We start from the raw sequence: 18,763 nt of genomic DNA, 5'->3' as shown, positions 1-18,763 counted from the left end.
AAACAAATGAAATTACCTTGGTGCCAGATGGCCGCGCTTGCGCCTTATCCGGCCTACAGTTACTGCACGCTAATACGTAGCGCCGCCGCTGTCGCAAACGGACTTAACGTTGCGCTGCCAACCAACAGTGCGCCCAGAATCGCCATGTAGCCTTCAACGGGTAAGTGCATTGAGGCAGCATCCATCGCGGCGGTAGCAAAAATCAGTAATGGAATCGTGAGCGGTAGCACCAGTACACTTAACAATACGCCGCCACGCTTTAATCCCACCGTTAACCCCACGCCCGGTGCCCCGAGAAAACCCAGTGTTGGCGTGCCGAGCAGCAGGGTTAGCGCCATAATTTGCCACCCGTACATATCCATGCCCAGCAGCAACGCCACCAACGGCGAGAGGATCAGCAGCGGCAGGCCAGTCACTACCCAATGCGCCATCACCTTCGCCAGCACCACAGCCGGTAACGGTAACGGCAACAGCATCAGCTGCTCAAGGCTACCGTCCTGCAGGTCATCACGGAATAAGCGTTCCAGCGCCAGCAACGACGCCAGTAATGCCGCCACCCAGATAATCCCCGGCGCAATGCGCGCCAGCAGCTGTGGCTCTGGGCCAATGCTCAGCGGGAATAACGTAATCACAATCAGGAAGAACCATAACGGATTGGCGATCTCCGCACTATGACGAAACGCAACCCGCAGTTCTAAACGGAAAATTCGCCACATCATTGTGCTGTCCTCTCGCGGGTCAGCGCGATGCGCCGCACTTTATTGGTTTCTACATTGAGAGGTTGGTGAGTCGTCAGAATAACAACTCCGCCCTGCTCCGTATGCTGTGCCATACGTTGGGTGAGACGCTCAACGCCATTAACATCAATCGCGGTGAACGGTTCATCGAGGATCCACAGTCGGGCGCGGGTTAGCCACAGGCGAGCCAGCGCAACACGACGCTGCTGCCCGGCGGAGAGCTGATTGACCGGAATATCTTCATATCCGGCAAGACCTGCCTGTGCCAGCGCCTCCAGACACTGGGCGATATCGCCATCATGATGGAAAAACCGCAGATTCTCCAACGCCGAAAGCCGGGTTTTTATCCCCGGCTGATGTCCGATCCACAGCAGTTCCTGATGGAAATTGTCCCGCACCTGATGCAGCGGTTGACCTTGCCAGAGAACGTCTCCGGCATCAGGACGAGCCAGCCCGGTAAGCAACCGCAACAGGGTCGTTTTCCCCGCACCGTTACTTCCGGTAATTTGCACCCATTCCCCTGCGTTAACGCGAAATGACAGCTCGCTAAACAGTATTCTGTCATCTCGCTCACAGAGCAGTTCTCTGGCTTCAAGCATCCTGATTATTTACATCCTGTTAAAAGCCCGGTTTGACTTCGCGCATATCAGGCAGCTTGTGTGCAATCCCTTTATGACAGTCAATACACGTTTGCCCTTCTTTTACGGCCTGGTCATGCATTTTAGCCGCCACGCCTTTCTGGGCAGTTAAATCCATAAACTCGAAGTTGTGGCAGTTACGACACTCTTGCGAATTATTGTCTTTCATACGCCGCCATTCATTTTGCGCCATCGTCAGACGATGGTCTTCAAATTTTTGCGGTGTATCTATCAACCCCAGTGCTTTCGCGTACAGTTCTTTGCTGGCCTTGATTTTACGGATCATTTTCGGGCCCCACTCGTGCGGGACGTGGCAATCAGGACACGTAGCTCGTACACCACTGCGGTTGTTGTAGTGTACGGTTTCCATGTATTCCTGGTATACCGTGTTGCGCATTTCGTGACAGCTAATGCAGAACTCTTCCGTATTGGCCTTTTCCATACCGGTATTAAAGCCGCCCCAGAAAATAATGCCGCCCACAAAGCCGATTAACAACAGCGTGCCGAGCGCCAGACGGCTGGGGCGACGCCACCATTGCCAGACGCGCTTAATCCAGCCTGGTTTACGGTTAGAATTTTCCATAATGACCTCTTATTTCCCGTAACCTTTCGAGGGGGTGAAGGTATTTTCGACAATCGGTGCAGCATCCGCCTGCGGGACATGGCACTGCAGACAGAAATAGCGACGCGGCGCGACTTCCGCCAGTACTTTGCCATCGCTATCCATAAAGTGCGTCGGGCTAATGCGCGGCGCGCCGGTGGTGCGATAGCTTTCGACGCCGTGGCATTGCAGGCAGCGGTTGGTGTTGGTCGTTACCTGGTAACCGTCAACGCTGTGCGGGACCATCGGCGGCTGGTTAACATAGTTCAGCGGCATACGCTCCTGCTCTTTCGGCATGCGAATCGCCCCTTCCTGGGTCCCCGAGACTTCCGGTGACTGGCTCAGATCCACTCCGTTTGCAGCCCAAACGGCCCCACTCACTACCAGGGCCAACGCGGCCGCCATTTGACTCAGCGCTTTAATCAGGTCATGGCTTTTCATGATTTCGCTCCCGAACTCCATCGTGTTGTTATTGTAAAAACATCCTCAGAACAGACATCCACACAGCGACCGCAACCCATGCAATCGCGACTGGTTACCTGCACCGGACTTTGCTCATCCAGCACCGGGGCACGTAGCACATGCGGTTCCGGGCAAACATGAAAACAATCCATACAGCGGTTACATCTCTCGCGTTCTTTTGCTGACACGGTTAACACCCCTTTGCTTCCCAGCACGCTATACAGCGCGCCTAATGGGCAAAGGTGCCCGCACCAGCCATGCTCAACAACCAGTAAATCAAATAAAAACAGTGCAATAATCAGCAGGATACCGCTACCGAATCCCATTACCAGGCTACGTCCCAGCAAAGAGACCGGGTTTATCCATTCCCACAGCAGCGTACCGGTCAGCGCGGATCCCACCAGGATAACGACCAGCAGGACGTACCGTATATGGCGCGGAATAGTCGCAGACTGATTCAGGTCAAACCTTCTGCGTAACACACTTGCCAAATCAGTGACCGGGTTCATTGGGCAGACCCAGCTGCAAAACAACCGCTTACCGGCCAGGGCATACAGCCCCGTAATAAGTGCAGCACCGATTAACGCTACGGTCGCAGGCAGATGTCCACTGGCGAGGCTTTGCAGCGTAATCAGCGGATCGGTGAATGGGATGGTATCCAGCAACAGGCTGCTGCTGTAATTGCCATGCAGGATCCACACCCCTAACCACGGGCCGCTGAGAAACATTGCCAGCACCAAAAACTGCGTCAGACGACGCAGCACCAGCCAACGGTGGCTGCGCCACCAGCCTTTTTTCTCCCGCGCTTCACGCCCGGCATCACGTTTACGATTTGCCATTGTTCCCCTCCAGCCAACCGAAGCGGTAATGGTGTCCCAACTCCCCTTTCGCCAGCGACAGCGGCAGCACTTTTATTGCCGGCTGTTCCAGCACGCAGACCTTTTCACATTTACCGCATCCGGTGCAGGCATCGCTGTGTACGGTCGGAATAAACCGCGCGTGCTTACCGGTGCGCATATTGCGATCCAGTTCCAGGGTGATGGCCTCGTCTATCTTTGGACATTCGCGATAACAGACATCGCAGCGCAGCCCTTGATAGTTGAGACAGTTCTCGTGATCCAGCAGTACCGCCAGTCCCATGCGTGAATCGTCAATGGATTCGATCTCCCTGTCCAACGCGCCGCTTGGGCAGACTTTGGCGCACGGGATGTCTTCACACATTTCGCAGGGAATGTCGCGCGCAACAAAATACGGCGTCCCCGCCGCCAGCCCGGAGGCCAGCGTCGCCAGTTTCAGCGTGTCGTACGGGCAAGCCTGAACGCACTGTCCACAGCGCACGCAGGCGCTGGCAAAGGCGTCTTCAGCCAATGCCCCTGGCGGGCGCAACCGCACGCCGGTTGCACGTGCAGTTTGCTGTTGCAACCCCAGCACCACGCCAACGGCGGCCAGCCCGCCCGCTGCGCGAACCATATCGCGCAGAAAGCGGCGGCGGCCATTTTGGGGTTTTGCTGACCGGGACATAACGCGTTACACCTTCGCCAGCTTCACGGCGCACTTCTTGAAATCCGTCTCTTTAGAGAGCGGATCCGTCGCATCCAGCGTCAGGTTGTTCACCAGCTGTGCGGCGTCGAAGAACGGCATGTACACCAGCCCCTGCGGTGGACGGTTACGACCGCGGGTTTCAACAATCGAAATCACTTCGCCACGACGGGAAACCACTTTCACCTTGTCGCCACGACGCAGATCGCGGGCTTTCGCATCCAGCGGATGAATAAACAGGACGGCTTCCGGGAAGGCGCGGTGCAGTTCAGGTACGCGGCGCGTCATGCTACCGGTGTGCCAGTGCTCCAGCACGCGACCGGTGGAGAGCCACAGGTCATACTCTTTATCCGGTGCTTCTGCGGCGGGTTCAAACGGCAGCGCGAAGATGACCGCTTTGCCATCCGGCTTGCCGTAGAACTTGTAGCTTTCGCCCACCTTCACGTAAGGGTCGTTACCTTCGCTGTAGCGCCACTGGGTCTCTTTACCGTCGACCACCGGCCAGCGTAAACCGCGCGCTTTGTGGTAATCGTCAAATGGCGCCAGATCGTGACCATGACCGCGACCAAACCAGGCGTACTCTTCGAACAGCCCTTTTTGCAGATAGAAGCCCAGTTCGCGGGATTCATCGTTCAGCTGATCGTCAGCCAGTTCCGTCAGCGGGAATTTCGTCACCGCAGGCGTGGCGAACAGGACGTCGTACAGCGTTTTACCGCGCAGCTCCGGTTTCTGTGCCAGCAGTTCCTCCGGCCAGACCTCTTCGGTTTTGAAACGACGGGCAAACTGCACCATTTGCCACAGGTCAGACTTCGCTTCACCCGGCGCTTTAATTTGCTGACGCCAGAACTGAGTACGACGCTCGGCGTTACCGTAGGCCCCTTCTTTTTCTACCCACATTGCGGTCGGCAGGATCAGGTCGGCAGCCAGAGCGCTGACAGTCGGATACGGATCGGACACGATGATAAAGTTGCGCGGATCGCGCCAACCCGGCATACGCTCTTCGTTGATGTTTGGCCCGGCCTGCATGTTGTTGTTACACATCACCCAGTAGACATTCAGCTTGCCGTCTTTCAGCGCACGGTCCTGCGCCACGGCGTGCAGACCGACTTTCGCCGGGATGGTGCCGGTCGGAAGATTCCAGTGTTTTTCACAGATATCGCGGTGCTTCTCGTTAGTCACCACCATGTCTGCAGGCAGACGGTGAGAGAACGTCCCCACTTCACGGGCGGTACCACAGGCGGAAGGCTGACCGGTCAGCGAGAACGGTCCGCAGCCAGGCTGAGAGATTTTGCCGGTTAGCAGGTGCAGGTTATAGACCAGGTTATTGGCCCATACGCCGCGAGTATGCTGGTTAAAGCCCATCGTCCAGTAGGAGATAACTTTCTTCTTCGGATCGGCATACAGTTGCGCCAGCTGTTCCAGCTGATCTTTCGGCACGCCGGTCATTTCTGCGGTTTTATCCAGCGTATAGTCCGCAACAAACGCCTTGTACTCTTCGAAGCTGATCGGCTCAGACGCATCGGAACCAGGGTTTTTCGCGGCTTTTTCCAGCGGATGCGTTGGGCGTAAGCCGTAGCCAATATCCGTCGCACCTTTGCGCAGGTTAACGTGTTTGCTGAAGAAATCCTGGTTTATCGCATTGTTTTGAATGATATAGTTGGCGATATAGTTGAGGATCACCAGGTCGCTTTGCGGCGTGAAGACCATGCCGTTATCTGCCAGCTCAAAGCTACGATGCTGATAGGTAGAGAGAACCGCAACGTTGACGTTGGGATCGGACAGACGACGGTTAGTGATGCGCGACCACAGAATTGGGTGCATCTCCGCCATGTTCGCGCCCCACAGCACGAACGCATCCGCATGTTCGATATCGTCATAGCAGCCCATCGGCTCATCCATACCAAAGGTACGCATAAAGCCAACCACCGCCGACGCCATGCAGTGACGCGCGTTCGGGTCGATATTGTTGGTACGGAAACCGGCTTTGAACAGCTTCGCGGCGGCGTAGCCTTCCCAGATGGTCCACTGACCGGAACCAAACATGCCGATGGCATCAGGTCCTTTCTCTTTCAGCGACGTTTTGAATTTTTCTTCCATCACATCAAAGGCCTGATCCCAGCTAATCGGGGTGAACTCGCCTTCTTTGTGATATTTCCCGTCCTTCATGCGCAGCATTGGCTGCGTTAAACGGTCTTTTCCGTACATGATTTTGGGTAGGAAATACCCTTTAATACAGTTAAGTCCACGGTTAACCGGCGCTTCCGGGTCACCCTGGCATGCCACAACACGGCCTTGCTGGGTGCCAACCAATACGCCACAGCCAGTACCGCAAAAACGGCACGGGGCTTTGTCCCATTTGATCGCTTCTTGCTGACCGACTACCGCGCGGGCAACGCCCGGCACGCTTAACCCGGCAGCCGCCGCAGCGGCCGCAACGGCGTTAGCTTTCATAAAGCTACGACGACTGAGTTTCATGGTGTTTCCTCACCTTGCTCATCCTGCTGGTGATAAACCAGCGACACCGCCAGTACGCCCGCAACGTTGCGCACTGACTCAATTGTTTTCATTAGTGTTTCACTGTGTTCTGCTTCTACCACCACAATCAGTTGGCCGCTTTCCACATCGCTGAGTGCAACTTCACAACCTGGAAATGTACGTAACTGCGTAGCGATATCGTTGATGTGCTGACTTTTGGCCTGAACGACCAGGCTGCAAACCTGCCAGTTAGTGTCCATGGTGGTACTCCGCATTAATGGCTGATACCGGACAGGTCGCGACACACGCACCACATCCGCTACAGGCTTGATTGTCGAGCTGTGGCTGATATATACCGGACAGCGTGGGGCGAAAGGTAATGGCCATGGGTTCACAGCTATCCTGACAGCGATGGCACTCTACAGATTGATTGGCGAGACAGTTTTCACCGATCGTAACATTCAGATCCCAGGCCCTGGTGTGGCGCGGAAGAAAGAGTGATTCGGGACAGGCCTCTGCGCAGGCGTAACAAAAGCTGCACTCGCCGTGTTTGAAATTTACGCTCGGAAAACCGCCCTGGCCTCGCTGCAGGATGCCGGTTTCACACGCCTGGACGCAGGCGTCACAACGCAGGCAATGCGCCAGAAAGTGAGATTCTTCCATGCTCCACGGCGGACGGATCCCCGTACTGGCGTTACGCCAGCTACCTGTCAACATGCCTCGACGGGATAAATCAACCATGACATTGTCCTTCCATAAATGACGCTCTCCCTGAGCGGGTTGAACGACAATAAGTAACCGCACTATTTATGAGTAGTTATTTTTAACAGTAAGATATTTCAGGATGTGTTAGAGGTGCATACCCCAATCGGGGTAAATGCTGTTGCCGGATCAAAAGAGTGTAGGGTTGGTATAAAAAAACGCGCTTTTACTCACATTTCAATGAGTTATATAAACAATTATATAGCGAATGCACAAACAAGAGAATAATCTTAAAAATAGGATAATTCTTAGCACATATCTCTACTTAATAATTAAACATTCAATTAATACACCTTAAATATAAGTAAATTTAGATTAATAGCGCATGTGAATATGCTAATCTGCGAAAAACACGTTCAGAAGACAGAAGAAAGGAAACACTGTGAACAATAAGATGAAGACCATCGTCCCTGCCATCCTGCTAGCCACGTTTGCCAGCACCTCTGCATGGGCAGCAACCAGTGATACTCCCGCTCAGCCGCTGGAAAAAGTCGCCCCGTATCCAAAAGCAGACAAAGGGATGAAACGCCAGGTTATCCAGCTTACTCCTGAGAAAGATGAATCTACTCTAAAGGTAGAACTGCTGATCGGCCAAACGCTGGACGTTGACTGCAACCAGCATCGCCTGGGCGGAGAACTGGACAGCAAAACGCTGGAAGGTTGGGGTTACGACTACTACGTATTCGACAAAGTTACCTCTCCGGTGTCAACCATGATGGCCTGCCCGGACGGCAAGAAAGAGAAGAAGTTTATTACCGCTCATTTAGGTGACGACGGTATGTTGCGTTACAACAGCAAATTACCGATTGTGGTCTACACCCCGGAAAACGTAGAAGTAAAATACCGTATCTGGAAAGCAGAAGAGAAGATTCAGGACGCAGTCGCGCGATAAATGAGAATGTGCCGGATGGCGGCGTACCGCCTTATCCGGCCTACGTATAGCGTGTTGTAGGCCGGATAAGCGCAGCGCCATCCGGCATGCAACCATGCGATTACAGTGCGATATCCGCAACCGCTTTCTGCTCTGGCTGCGGTTGAGCCTGAGGTTTTAACTGCGGTTGAGGCGTTTCATCAGCCACCTGCGGTTTATCGTATTTCAGACCCAAAACGCCACTGGTGTACTGCAGCTCTTGTTCCGTGGCCTCGACGTTACCGTTCAGCTTGGTGCCGTAAGACGGAATAATCGTTTTCAGCTTCGCCTGCCATTGCGGGCTGGCGACTTTATCTTTAAACACTTTTTCCATCAGATGCAGCATGATCGGTGCCGCCGTTGACGCGCCCGGTGATGCACCCAACAGTGCGGCAATCGTGCCGTCTTTGTCGCTCACCACTTCGGTCCCCAGACGCAGAACGCCGCCCTTGTCTTCATCACTTTTGATGATCTGCACGCGCTGGCCCGCCTGCCACAAACGCCAGTCTTCTTTCTTCGCCTGCGGGTAGTATTCCTGCAGCGCAGCAAAACGGTCGTCGTCGCTGAGCATGACCTGGCTGACCAGATATTTCACCAGATCGAAATTATCCAGACCCACATTCATCATCGGCATAACGTTTGAAGTGGTGGTAGAACTCAGCAGATCCCACAATGAACCGTTTTTCAGGAACTTGGTGGAGAAGGTCGCAAACGGTCCAAACAGCACCACGCGTTTGCCATCCAGAATACGGGTGTCAATGTGCGGTACGGACATCGGCGGTGCACCGACAGAAGCCTGACCGTATACTTTCGCCAGGTGGCGATTCACCACATCCGGGTTTTCCGCCACCAGGAACTGTCCGCCAACCGGGAATCCGCCGTAGCCTTTCGCTTCCGGGATGTCGGTTTCCTGCAACAGTTTCAGCGCAGCGCCACCGGCGCCAATAAAGACAAACTTCGCCTTGATGTCGCGTTCCGCCGCGTTGTTTTTCAGATCGGCAACCGTGACGGTCCAGCTGTTATCAGCGTTACGCTTAAAACCCCGTACTTCAGTACTGAGTTGCAGCGCAAAGTTAGGCTTTTTCTGTAACGAAGCGATCAGCTGGCGCGTAATTTCGCCGTAGTTGACGTCAGTCCCAATCTCGGTACGCGTTGCTGCCACTTTCTGGTTTGGATCGCGTCCTTCCATCACCAGCGGTGCCCACTCTTTGATCTGGGCGTGATCTTCGGAGTAGCGCATACCACGGAACAGCGAACTTTGCTGCAGGGCTTTATAACGCGCGCGCAGGAAGTTAACGTTCTCATCCCCCCAGACAAAGCTCATGTGGGGAACGGTAGTGATAAATGAGCGAGGGTCATGCATCACGTCGTTATTGACCTGATAGGCCCAAAACTGGCGGGAAATCTGGAAGGCTTCGTTAATTTCAACGGCCTTTTCAATGCTGACAGTACCGTCGGCTTTTTTCGGCGTGTAGTTCAGTTCCATCAGCGCGGAGTGGCCCGTGCCGGCATTGTTCCAGCCGTTTGAACTCTCCTCGGCCACCCCATCCAGTCGCTCGACCATGGTCATAGACCATTGTGGTTCCAGTTCCTGTAAATAGGTTCCCAATGTGGCGCTCATGATGCCGCCGCCAATCAACAGTACATCCGTTTCCTGCTCTTCCACAGCTTTCGCTTTTGCCGCCATCGAGACAACATTCAGCCCCAGGGCCATGGTGAAGAGCATGGCTGTCACTTTTTTCATAATGTTAATGCCTTACTTTTTAGTATCGCTTTTTGCTTTTCATGCAGGTGAAAATCGAACGGCCCAACGGTAACACTTAAGTAAAAAATAATAAAATATTGTTTATAATTTATGTTTAAATTTTAAAAATGTTATTAATAGGTTGATTCTTTATACGGTTATTGACAATCATTTCTGGAAACCTACCCGTCAGGCGGGTACTATGCAGCGCTTTGCTATTCACCGCACGGATGCCTGCCGGTCTGCTGTTATCAGGCCATTTCTGACCTGAGAGTAACTATGTCTGCGACTGATTCATCCCCTGCCGCCGTGGCGGAACATTCCGTCGGCGTTGTGCTGCGTCAACCCCGCCTGCTGATGTGCGAAACGCTGGCCGGCGTGGTCACGGCGCTGGCGCTGATCCCGGAAGTGATCTCTTTTTCTGTTATCGCTGGCGTAGACCCCAAAGTCAGCCTGATAGCCTCGGTTGTCCTGTGTCTGGCGATGTCCTTTTTAGGCGGACGTCCGGCCATGGTTACCGCCGCAGCCGGATCGGTGGCGCTGGTGATTGGCCCAATGGTGCATCAGCACGGCGTACAGTACATCCTGCCCGCGGTGCTGCTGGCCGGGGTTATCCAAATCCTGTTTGGTGTATTGGGGATGGCACGACTGATGCGTTTTATCCCTGGGGCCGTGATGACCGGCTTTGTTAACGCGCTAGGCATCTTGATCTTCTTTGCTCAGGTTCCGCACTTCTGGAGTAAAAGCCCGTTGATTTGGGGGCTGTTTGTTCTGACGCTGCTTATCGTGCTGTGGGTACCGCGGTTTATTAAAAGCATTCCCGCGCCGCTGATTGCCATCGTGCTGCTGACGGTCTTCACCGTGACCAGCGGGCAGTTGTTGCCTACCGTCGGTGACGAAGGCTCATTGAGCGGTGGATTACCCGGATTCACGCAGCTGTTGGTGCCTCTCAACCTGCACACGTTGGCGATTATCTGGCCCTGCGCGCTGAGTATTGCCTTTGTCGGCTTGATGGAGTCGCTGCTTACCGCCCGACTGGTTGACGATCTGACGGTCACGCCCTCGAATAAAAATCGTGAAAGTACGGGGCTGGGGATAGCCAATATTCTGGCCGGGTTATATGGCGGTATCGCCGGATGCGCGATGATTGGTCAAACGATTGTTAACGTTGAGATGGGTAAAGGACGCAGCCGCGTCTCCACGTTCGCCGCTGGGCTGGTCTTGCTGCTGTTGGTCACTGCGTTAAGCGACATGATGGCAAAAATCCCCATGTCAGTGCTGGCAGGTATTATGGTCATAGTGGCGGTGAAAACGTTCAGCTGGCACAGCATTCAGCCAGCGACACTGGTGAAAATGCCGGTCAGCGAAACGCTGGTGATGCTGATTACCGTTGCTGCAACGGTGTCGACCGGCAACCTGGCTATTGGCGTGGTTGGCGGGGTATTGACGATGCTGGTCCTGCCACGCATCGTCAGAGGCAAACGCCCGACTACACCAAAAACAGGGTCGCCAGACCGAGAAAAATAAAGAACCCGCCGGTGTCGGTAATAGCGGTGATCATCACGCTTGAGCCGATCGCCGGGTCGCGCCCCAGCTTGACCATGGTCATTGGAATAATCACCCCCATCAGCGCTGCCATTAACAGATTAAGCATCATTGCCAGGGTCATCACGCCGCCGAGCGCCATGTCATCGTACAACCACCAGGTGATGCCGCCCATAATCCCGCCCCAGACCAGCCCGTTAATCACCGCCACGCCCATTTCTCGCAGGATCAGGAACGTAAGGTTTCCTGGCTGAATGTTTTGCAGCGCCAGCGCGCGGACAATCATGGTGATGGTCTGATTACCGGTATTGCCGCCGATCCCCGCCACGATGGGCATGAGCGAGGCCAGCGCCACCAGCTGTGAAATCGTGTGTTCAAAACCGTCGATGACGCGCGATGCGATAAATGCGGTACAGAGATTAACAGCCAGCCAGGCCCAACGGGTTTTTACCGCTTTGGTAACCGGGGCAAAGACATCTTCTCCGGCGCTTAAGCCCCCCATCCGGCGCAGATCGGTGTCCGTTTCTTCATACACCACATCGACGATCTCATCGATGGTTAAACGCCCCATCAGCTTGCCGGTTGGGTCCACCACCGCCGCACTGACCAGGTTATCACGTTCAAAGGTACGCGCGGCGTGCTCGGCGATATCTTCCGGAGCAAAGGTGAGCGGATCGTCTTCCATCACCTCACTGACTTTGCGTTGCACGTCATTGAGCAGAATACGGGTTAACGTCAGCTCGCCCACCAGCACTTTATTGCGGTCGGTGACGAAGAGTTTATCGGTGTTCTCCGGCATTTTACCCAGCCGTCGCAGGTAGCGTTGTACCACCTTCAGCGTCACGTCCGGGCGCACGGTAATGACCTCGAACTCCATGATCGCACCCACGCGATTCTTCTCGTAGTGCATCACCTGGCGCACGCGCGCCCGCTCTTCCGCCGGTAACGTCGCCAGCAGTCGACCGGTCAGGTTACGCGGTAAATGCTGCACCACGTAAATCTGCTCGTCGATGTCGAGGTATTGCAGCGCGTCGAGCAATTCCCGGTCCGACATTTCATCGATCAGATCGTCCCAGACGTTTTCAGACGCCTCCAGCAACACATAACCACGCTTGTCGCTTTGGATCAGCCGCCACAGCGCGTGACGCTCTTCGGAGGGTAATGCTTCGAGGGTATCGGCCAGATCGGGTGGCGGCAAATGCTCCACCAGCGCCCCTACCTCAGCAATATCGTCGGCAAGCGTACCGACGTCATATTGCTCAGCCAGGGTAAGCTTGCCCAACAGCGTTGAAATAATGGCTTTATCAGTGGTCAGCAGCCAGATCAGGCGGGCACGTTCTTCATCACGTAGCCTGGCGCTATTTTTGTTTATTACAGACATCAATCATAAATCCATGATATGAAATATCATTAATCATGATGCCGAATTATGTAAATAACAATAAACGAAGCCGCCGGATGGATAAAAAACCGGCGGCACGCGTAGTTATAGGCCCGATAAGCGTAGTGCCATCGGGTAACAACTCACCGATTCAGGCAGTACGTGCGACGGCATCACGCGAGGCAGCGTCGCGATCGTCGCCCAACAGCTCAGTCAGCTGGCCATTGCGCATCTCAAGCAAGCGATCGGCATGAATAAAGTAGTGATCATCGTGACTAATGGCAAAAATGGTTTTGCCCATCTCTTGCATCAACGGCAACAGCACCTGGTAGAATTCGCGCCGGAAGTGCGGGTCCTGATCGGCAGCCCATTCATCCAGCAGAATAATGTCGCGTTCCTCGGCTAACGCCAGCAGCAGTGCCACGCGTTTTTTCTGCCCTTTCGACAGCTTAAGATTCAGAATGCGCCCGTCGTTCAACTCCAGCTTGTGCGCCATCTGCAGATGTTCCAGCCACTTATCGACCAGCGCCGGGTTGGCCGATTGACCTTCCGGCCCCAGCAGTTTGTCAAACAGCCAGACGTCGGTAAACACGGCGGAGAACAGCTTGCGGTAGTCTTCAGGTTTGTCGACCGCCACCGCCTTACCGTCGAGCAGGATCTCGCCAGACTGCGGCTGGTATAACCCAGTCAGTAACATGGCCAGCGTAGATTTCCCGCTGCCATTGCCGCCAATCAGGAAGATCAGCTCGCCACGGTGAATGGTCAGATTGACCGGCCCAACGGAGAAAGCATTGTCCTGATAGTGGAAAACTACGTTACGTAGCTCGAGCGTTTTCCAGTTTGGGAATGCAGTAGGACGAGGGAATTCAGCCTTGAACGGTGCCAGTACAAATTTATTCAGTTTATTAAACGCCACCTGGGCGGTGAGCAGCGTGGGCAGCGCGCCAACGGCAGACAGCAGCGGCGTACGCAGGAACAGCAGCGTCAGCGAATAGGTTGCCGCGACGTTGGTATCCGCCCAGCCGAGGCTATTAGCCATCCAGAACACCAGGCCAATGGCACCCAACATCATAATGTTCGACCAGTTGACCGCGCTCAGGTGGAAGGTATCGGCACGAATAATATGGTGGCGGTACTCTTTGGCATCCGGGACGTACAGTTGATTAAAAATATGCTCAGCACGTTCACGGTTAAGGGTCAGCTCTTTGCGCCCTTCCAGCACCGTCTGGTAATCGTTGTACAGCTTGTCTTCGGTTTCACGCAACGTGGCCATGTGTTTGTACACCCGCGCCACCAGCACAAATCCACCCCAGATGGTGATCGCCATCCAGATTGCCGTCACCAGCAACATTTTGGTCGACAGCATCGCCAGATATGCCGCAGACCCGACGGTCAATATAATCCCCTGCACCAGCTCCGGCAGGCGGACAAAGGCGATGGTGATATTGCGGATATCGCTGGTTAAGCCAGCCAGCAACGCGGCGCTACCGAGCTGTTCGATGCGCTCGACGTGAGTATCCAGAATACGTTTGATAAATTCGCTACGCAGACGGTAGACAAAGTGGTGTCCCAGCGTGGTCAACGCCAGCTGTGAACCAAGGGTCACGATCATCAGCAACAGCAGCAGGCCGAGAAACTCCGGCAGCACCATAAGCGTAGTGTCGACCGTTTCAATCAGGCGCTGGTTGATAAACGCAATCAGCCCAATCCCCAACGCAGCACTGGCAAGGCTGAGCGCCATGACGCTGATAAATGGCCAGCGATACTGCCGCCAGACAAGAAGTAAAAGTTCCATGTGTTCAACCCGGACAAGTAATAACAGCCCGCAGTTTAAACATCTCTTCGCCGACAGCAATAATAATTCTTATTTTTATTCTTCTTTACTCGCCCGGCGAAAAGTCAGATTGTAACGGCAGTCCGTTGTCAACGGATGGTAGCCAGTCTTAAGCGGCTGTATACCATGATAAAACAAGCGTGATTTCCCGCCCCACACCACCACATCACCGTGTTCCAGAAGTAGCCGCTTTAACGGATCGTTGCGCTTCAGACCACCGAACTGAAAGATTGCCGGCAGGCCCAGCGAGACAGAAACAATGGGCGCTTGCAGGTCGGGTTCGTCTTTATCCTGATGCAACGACAGTTTTGCCCCTGGCGTATAGCGGTTGATCAAACAGGCATCTGGTCGAAAATCGGGATAGCCCGCAGCGGTTGCCGCCTGTTGACACAGTTCGGCAAAAACGTCAGGTAAACGCGGCCAGGCGCTACCGGTCAACGGATCGACCGGAGAATAGAGGTAGCCATGCTGATCGGTCGTCCACCCCAATTGACCACAGTTGGTCATCGCCACCGACATCGTATATCCGCCGGGGGTCACCATCTGGCGAAACGGCGATTGTCTGACGACAACCGCCATTTCCTGTAATAAAGAAGGCGCGGCATCAAACGCAAAACGGCGCAAAATGACCGCACCGGACGCCAGCGGCTCCTGCCAGGGTTTTGCCTGCGCAAAGAGATCGAGCATTATCTGTCCTCACCTGTGGTTTCACGGTGCAGCAGTTGCGCCTTGCGGGCGACGCCCCAGCGATAACCCGAAAGCGCGCCATCGCCGCGGATCACCCGATGACACGGGATCACAATCGCCAGCTTATTTGCTCCGCAGGCACTCGCCACAGCGCGCACCGCTTTCGGTTTCCCCACGGCATTCGCCAACTGCTGGTAGCTCACCGTTTCGCCACAGGGAATGTCACGCAGCGCCTGCCACACCTGCTGCTGAAACGCGGTTCCCCGAATATCCAGCGGCAGCGACAATGGGGTATTGCGTGAGTTAATGACCGCGATCACTTCGCGCACACGCTGTTGAAAATCGGGATCCGCAGGCACACCACGTGCTGCAGGAAACAGTTCATGCAGCTCAGATACCAGCGTAGCATCGTCGTCACCGAGTAAAATTGCGCAGATACCGCGTTCACTTTCCGCTACCAGGCAGCGGCCCAGTGCGCAGTCCGCCACGGTATAGCGAATCGCCAGCTTATCGCCGCCTTGACGAAACTGCTTTGCCGTCATGCCCAGCGCTCCATCCGCTTTACGGTAATAGCTGCTGCTGTCGGGGAAGCCGGCATTCAAAATCGCCTGGGTCACCGGTGCGCCTTTCGCCAGCGCGTCACGCAAACGCCTGACGCGCCAGGACTGCTGCCACGCTTTCGGCGTCATGCCCGTCGTAGCTTTAAACAGACGATGTAGATGAAACGGGCTCATCGCCACTTGCTGGGCTAAAGCCTCCAGCGTGAGCGGCGACTCCTGCTCTAACAGCTGGCACGCCAGGCTAATCTTCTCCAGCCGCTGCTGCTGCGCGTTGACTTTATCCGGCTGACAGCGTTTGCAGGGACGAAACCCTGCCGCTAACGCCTGCCCGGCATCGGCAAAGAAACGGACATTTTTACGCAGTGCATGTTTAGCCCGACATGACGGTCGACAAAAGATACCCGTGGTCTGTACGGCAAAAACAAACTGACCGTCAGCGTCCGCATCACGCTGTAACACAGACTGCCAACGGTCCTCATCGGTTACGCGTTGAAGATTATTCATAATGGACTCCTTTGTTAAGCATAGTGCTTAGCCTCAGTGTGTCCGCATTGCAGGGCATAAAAACCTGCAATCTTGCTTTTTAATTTTTATCGCTGACCAGAAAGCTTTCGAACTGCGGCGACATCCAGGTTTTAAACCCCTCGCCTTCTTTGAAGATCATATAAACCGCCAGCCCTTCACGACGCACCACCTCTTTGGCTTTATCCGTGCCGAGCACCATCAGGCCGGTATCCCAGCCGTCGGCTTCCAGTGCCGTAGGCGCAATCACCGTCACCGAGACCAGATTATGCTCAATTGGCCGACCGGTTTGCGGATCGATAACATGCGACAGACGCTTTCCGTCCAGTTCGTAATAATTGCGATAACTCCCGGACGTGCTGATGCCATGACCGTTAATATCTACAACCGCCTGCACCGCGTTTTCCCGATCGGTGGGTTTCTGGATCGCTACTCGCCACGGACGTCCCTCGGCGTTCATCCCCCGGCTGTTCAGCGCCCCACCAACGGACACCAGATAACGGGCGATCCCCTCCTGCTCCATCAGTCGGGCCAGATGATCGGCAGCATAACCTTCACCAACGGTAGAGAGATCGACATACAGATCCGCTAGATCTTTCTGCAGATAGTTCTGCCGCGTGTCATTGATTACGCTCAGGTGCTGCAGCCCGGTTTGTGCTTTTGCGGCATCAATTTGTGCCTGCGTGGGGATATGCAGCGGCTGCTTGTCCGGACCAAATCCCCACAGGTTAACCAACGGGCCGACGGTGATGTCCATCGCGCCATCGGTTTTCGCGCCAATACGCAGCGCCGAAGTGATGATATCCGCCATGGCATCGTTGACCGGCCAGGGCGACAGGCTTTTCGACAAGTTAAAACGCATCAGCGCAGAATCGTTTTTATAGGTAGAGAGCAGCTGATCGTCAGCATCAAGCTGCATCTGGATCTTGACCCGCAGTTCTTCTGCGCGTTTAGCATCAACGTTCACCACGCTAACCCGCCAGAAGGTGCCCATCGTTTTGCCTTCCAGTACGGTGGCCGCAGGCGGTGTGGTCTGAACCGGCTTTGGTGCGTTATCGCAGCCGACACAAAAGATCGTCACAGCCAACAGGGCTGCGCGGCAAAAATTCATATCCATACGTGATTATCCTCATGCGAACGGACGCAAGAGTACACCAAAAAGGGTTGCCTGTACGCCGGAATAACGGCATTAAAAAAGGCCCCGCAGGGCCTTTTAATAACAATGAACGCAGATTAGAACTGGTAAACCAGACCCAGCGCTACGATATCATCGGTAGAGATACCCGCATCACGGGTGAAGTTGTTGTCATCCAGCAGGTTGATTTTGTAATCAACATAGGTAGACATGTTTTTGTTGAAGTAGTAAGTCGCGCCAACATCAACATATTTCAGGATGTCTTCGTCGCCATAACCACGACCCAGGTCTTTACCTTTGGACTGCAGGTAAGCCACGGACGGACGCAGACCGAAGTCGAACTGGTACTGTGCAACGGCTTCGAAGTTCTGCGCTTTGTTAGCCCAGCCTAAATCACCCGCACGCGTTGCGTTGTAGGTCTGGGTGTACTGTGCCGCCAGGTACACGTTGTTCGCGTCGTATTTCAGACCACCGGTGTAGGTTTCAGCACGATCGCCAGTACCGAAGTTCAAACGGTTCTGCTCGTCAGTACGTTTGGAGCTGGTGACTGCGGTACCCAGCGCGAAGCCTTCACCGATATCATACGTGATCGATCCGCCAACACCGTCGCCATTCTGACGCAGTGCATCACGACCGTTGTTGGTCACGCCAGTGAACGTTCTGCCGTTCTCGTCTTCGCCGCTCACGCTACCGTTTTTGCCCTGGTACTGAATGGCAAAGTTCAGACCATCAACCAGGCCGAAGAAATCGGTGTTACGGTAGGTCGCGAAGCCGTTACCACGCTGCTGCATGAAGTTGTCAGAACCGTAGGTGTCACCACCGAATTCCGGCAGAACGTCGGTCCAGGACGTTACGTCGTAAACCACGCCGTAGTTACGACCGTAGTCGAAAGAACCGGCATCAGCGAATTTCAGACCCGCAAACGCCACACGGGTCCAGGAGTTGTTTTCACTTTCAGCCGCGTTACCTTGAATCTGGTATTCCCACTGGCCGTAACCGGTCAGTTGGTCGTTAACCTGAGTTTCGCCTTTGAAGCCGATACGCATGTAAGTCTTGTCACCATCATCACCTTTGTTATCGGAGAAATAGTGCAGACCGTCGACTTTACCGTACAGGTCTAATTTGTTGCCGTCTTTGTTGTAAATTTCAGCCGCATTCGCGGTACCTGCTACCAGCAGAGCTGGGACCAGGAGGGACAGTACTTTGACTTTCATGTTATTAACCCTCTGTT

General features: G+C 54.5%; 19 protein-coding genes. 3 read left to right on the top strand and 16 right to left on the bottom strand.

The window, feature by feature from the left end; genetic code table 11:
- Positions 1-59: 59 nt before the first annotated feature.
- The 9 genes from ccmB to napF are packed head-to-tail and all read right to left on the bottom strand — an operon-like array spanning position 60 to position 7,193.
- Complete coding sequence (ccmB, locus tag AC3ITF_RS07550) at positions 60-719, bottom strand: heme exporter protein CcmB (RefSeq protein WP_045445367.1); 660 nt, start codon at positions 717-719, stop codon at positions 60-62.
- Positions 716-1,342 (bottom strand): cytochrome c biogenesis heme-transporting ATPase CcmA, encoded by a 627-nt coding sequence (gene ccmA / locus AC3ITF_RS07545; RefSeq protein WP_096756435.1) that lies wholly within the window; start codon positions 1,340-1,342, stop codon positions 716-718. The genes ccmB and ccmA overlap by 4 nt, the downstream gene beginning before the upstream one ends.
- Positions 1,343-1,355: 13 nt before the next feature.
- Positions 1,356-1,958, bottom strand: a complete 603-nt coding sequence (gene napC, locus AC3ITF_RS07540) for a cytochrome c-type protein NapC (protein ID WP_096756434.1) — start codon at positions 1,956-1,958, stop codon at positions 1,356-1,358.
- A gap of 9 nt (positions 1,959-1,967) precedes the next feature.
- On the bottom strand, positions 1,968-2,417 hold the full coding sequence (gene napB, locus AC3ITF_RS07535; protein ID WP_096756433.1) for a nitrate reductase cytochrome c-type subunit: 450 nt from the start codon (positions 2,415-2,417) through the stop codon (positions 1,968-1,970).
- Positions 2,414-3,277 (bottom strand): quinol dehydrogenase ferredoxin subunit NapH, encoded by an 864-nt coding sequence (gene napH / locus AC3ITF_RS07530; RefSeq protein WP_115257950.1) that lies wholly within the window; start codon positions 3,275-3,277, stop codon positions 2,414-2,416. The genes napB and napH overlap by 4 nt, the downstream gene beginning before the upstream one ends.
- A complete protein-coding gene (gene napG / locus AC3ITF_RS07525) occupies positions 3,264-3,959 on the bottom strand; it encodes a ferredoxin-type protein NapG (protein WP_115257949.1) in 696 nt (231 codons plus the stop codon). Before napG ends, napH begins: the two co-directional genes overlap by 14 nt.
- Before the next feature lie 6 nt (positions 3,960-3,965).
- On the bottom strand, positions 3,966-6,452 hold the full coding sequence (gene napA, locus AC3ITF_RS07520; RefSeq protein ID WP_096756430.1) for a nitrate reductase catalytic subunit NapA: 2,487 nt from the start codon (positions 6,450-6,452) through the stop codon (positions 3,966-3,968).
- Complete coding sequence (gene napD, locus AC3ITF_RS07515) at positions 6,449-6,712, bottom strand: chaperone NapD (RefSeq protein WP_096756429.1); 264 nt, start codon at positions 6,710-6,712, stop codon at positions 6,449-6,451. The genes napA and napD overlap by 4 nt, the downstream gene beginning before the upstream one ends.
- On the bottom strand, positions 6,702-7,193 hold the full coding sequence (gene napF / locus AC3ITF_RS07510) for a ferredoxin-type protein NapF (RefSeq protein ID WP_096756428.1): 492 nt from the start codon (positions 7,191-7,193) through the stop codon (positions 6,702-6,704). The genes napD and napF overlap by 11 nt, the downstream gene beginning before the upstream one ends.
- Before the next feature lie 105 nt (positions 7,194-7,298).
- Between napF and AC3ITF_RS07505 the strand changes: the two genes are divergently transcribed.
- Together AC3ITF_RS07505 and eco are read left to right on the top strand one after the other, a co-directional pair.
- Entirely contained in the window at positions 7,299-7,442 is a 144-nt protein-coding gene (locus tag AC3ITF_RS07505) for a hypothetical protein (RefSeq protein WP_489176277.1), read from the top strand.
- 166 nt (positions 7,443-7,608) lie between these two features.
- Positions 7,609-8,106: a serine protease inhibitor ecotin gene (gene eco / locus AC3ITF_RS07500; RefSeq protein ID WP_096759370.1), complete on the top strand. Its 498-nt coding sequence runs from the start codon at positions 7,609-7,611 to the stop codon at positions 8,104-8,106.
- Between the two features lie 100 nt (positions 8,107-8,206).
- Here eco and mqo read toward each other — a convergent pair whose 3' ends face one another.
- Positions 8,207-9,868: a malate dehydrogenase (quinone) gene (gene mqo, locus AC3ITF_RS07495; RefSeq protein WP_135911709.1), complete on the bottom strand. Its 1,662-nt coding sequence runs from the start codon at positions 9,866-9,868 to the stop codon at positions 8,207-8,209.
- A 279-nt stretch (positions 9,869-10,147) separates the two neighbouring features.
- Here mqo and AC3ITF_RS07490 point away from each other — a divergent pair, with 279 nt between their 5' ends.
- A complete protein-coding gene (locus AC3ITF_RS07490; protein ID WP_489176276.1) occupies positions 10,148-11,395 on the top strand; it encodes a SulP family inorganic anion transporter in 1,248 nt (415 codons plus the stop codon).
- On the opposite strand, the gene mgtE is transcribed toward AC3ITF_RS07490, so the two are convergent.
- From mgtE to AC3ITF_RS07460, 6 genes are all read right to left on the bottom strand, one after another.
- The gene (mgtE, locus tag AC3ITF_RS07485) at positions 11,358-12,794 is read right to left on the bottom strand and encodes a magnesium transporter (protein WP_115257946.1); all 1,437 of its coding nucleotides are present in this window, start codon (positions 12,792-12,794) and stop codon (positions 11,358-11,360) included. The two genes, AC3ITF_RS07490 and mgtE, sit on opposite strands and share 38 nt — an antisense overlap.
- A gap of 151 nt (positions 12,795-12,945) precedes the next feature.
- Positions 12,946-14,589 (bottom strand): multidrug ABC transporter permease/ATP-binding protein, encoded by a 1,644-nt coding sequence (locus tag AC3ITF_RS07480; RefSeq protein WP_117343439.1) that lies wholly within the window; start codon positions 14,587-14,589, stop codon positions 12,946-12,948.
- 75 nt (positions 14,590-14,664) lie between these two features.
- Positions 14,665-15,315, bottom strand: a complete 651-nt coding sequence (gene alkB, locus AC3ITF_RS07475) for a DNA oxidative demethylase AlkB (protein WP_096756423.1) — start codon at positions 15,313-15,315, stop codon at positions 14,665-14,667.
- Positions 15,315-16,379: a bifunctional DNA-binding transcriptional regulator/O6-methylguanine-DNA methyltransferase Ada gene (ada, locus tag AC3ITF_RS07470; protein WP_489176275.1), complete on the bottom strand. Its 1,065-nt coding sequence runs from the start codon at positions 16,377-16,379 to the stop codon at positions 15,315-15,317. The genes alkB and ada overlap by 1 nt, the downstream gene beginning before the upstream one ends.
- Before the next feature lie 79 nt (positions 16,380-16,458).
- Positions 16,459-17,514, bottom strand: a complete 1,056-nt coding sequence (gene apbE, locus AC3ITF_RS07465) for an FAD:protein FMN transferase ApbE (RefSeq protein WP_489176274.1) — start codon at positions 17,512-17,514, stop codon at positions 16,459-16,461.
- A gap of 116 nt (positions 17,515-17,630) precedes the next feature.
- Positions 17,631-18,746, bottom strand: a complete 1,116-nt coding sequence (locus tag AC3ITF_RS07460; protein WP_115257942.1) for a porin OmpC — start codon at positions 18,744-18,746, stop codon at positions 17,631-17,633.
- Positions 18,747-18,763 lie beyond the last annotated feature (17 nt).

Source organism: Citrobacter sp. KH_055_1 (assembly GCF_057838705.1).
The sequence above is the reverse complement of the archived record's forward strand: the minus strand, read 5'-3'. Positions and strand labels throughout refer to the sequence as shown.

Excerpts from the sequence above, each read along its gene's own strand:
- ccmB (WP_045445367.1), bottom strand. The coding sequence starts at position 719 with ATGATGTGGCGAATTTTCCGTTTAGAACTGCGGGTTGCGTTTCGTCAT.
- napC (WP_096756434.1), bottom strand. The coding sequence starts at position 1,958 with ATGGAAAATTCTAACCGTAAACCAGGCTGGATTAAGCGCGTCTGGCAA.
- napB (WP_096756433.1), bottom strand. The coding sequence starts at position 2,417 with ATGAAAAGCCATGACCTGATTAAAGCGCTGAGTCAAATGGCGGCCGCG.
- napH (WP_115257950.1), bottom strand. The coding sequence starts at position 3,277 with ATGGCAAATCGTAAACGTGATGCCGGGCGTGAAGCGCGGGAGAAAAAA.
- napG (WP_115257949.1), bottom strand. The coding sequence starts at position 3,959 with ATGTCCCGGTCAGCAAAACCCCAAAATGGCCGCCGCCGCTTTCTGCGC.
- napA (WP_096756430.1), bottom strand. The coding sequence starts at position 6,452 with ATGAAACTCAGTCGTCGTAGCTTTATGAAAGCTAACGCCGTTGCGGCC.
- napD (WP_096756429.1), bottom strand. The coding sequence starts at position 6,712 with ATGGACACTAACTGGCAGGTTTGCAGCCTGGTCGTTCAGGCCAAAAGT.
- napF (WP_096756428.1), bottom strand. The coding sequence starts at position 7,193 with ATGGTTGATTTATCCCGTCGAGGCATGTTGACAGGTAGCTGGCGTAAC.
- eco (WP_096759370.1), top strand. The coding sequence starts at position 7,609 with ATGAAGACCATCGTCCCTGCCATCCTGCTAGCCACGTTTGCCAGCACC.
- mqo (WP_135911709.1), bottom strand. The coding sequence starts at position 9,868 with ATGAAAAAAGTGACAGCCATGCTCTTCACCATGGCCCTGGGGCTGAAT.
- AC3ITF_RS07490 (WP_489176276.1), top strand. The coding sequence starts at position 10,148 with ATGTCTGCGACTGATTCATCCCCTGCCGCCGTGGCGGAACATTCCGTC.
- mgtE (WP_115257946.1), bottom strand. The coding sequence starts at position 12,794 with ATGTCTGTAATAAACAAAAATAGCGCCAGGCTACGTGATGAAGAACGT.
- AC3ITF_RS07480 (WP_117343439.1), bottom strand. The coding sequence starts at position 14,589 with ATGGAACTTTTACTTCTTGTCTGGCGGCAGTATCGCTGGCCATTTATC.
- alkB (WP_096756423.1), bottom strand. The coding sequence starts at position 15,315 with ATGCTCGATCTCTTTGCGCAGGCAAAACCCTGGCAGGAGCCGCTGGCG.
- ada (WP_489176275.1), bottom strand. The coding sequence starts at position 16,379 with ATGAATAATCTTCAACGCGTAACCGATGAGGACCGTTGGCAGTCTGTG.
- apbE (WP_489176274.1), bottom strand. The coding sequence starts at position 17,514 with ATGGATATGAATTTTTGCCGCGCAGCCCTGTTGGCTGTGACGATCTTT.
- AC3ITF_RS07460 (WP_115257942.1), bottom strand. The coding sequence starts at position 18,746 with ATGAAAGTCAAAGTACTGTCCCTCCTGGTCCCAGCTCTGCTGGTAGCA.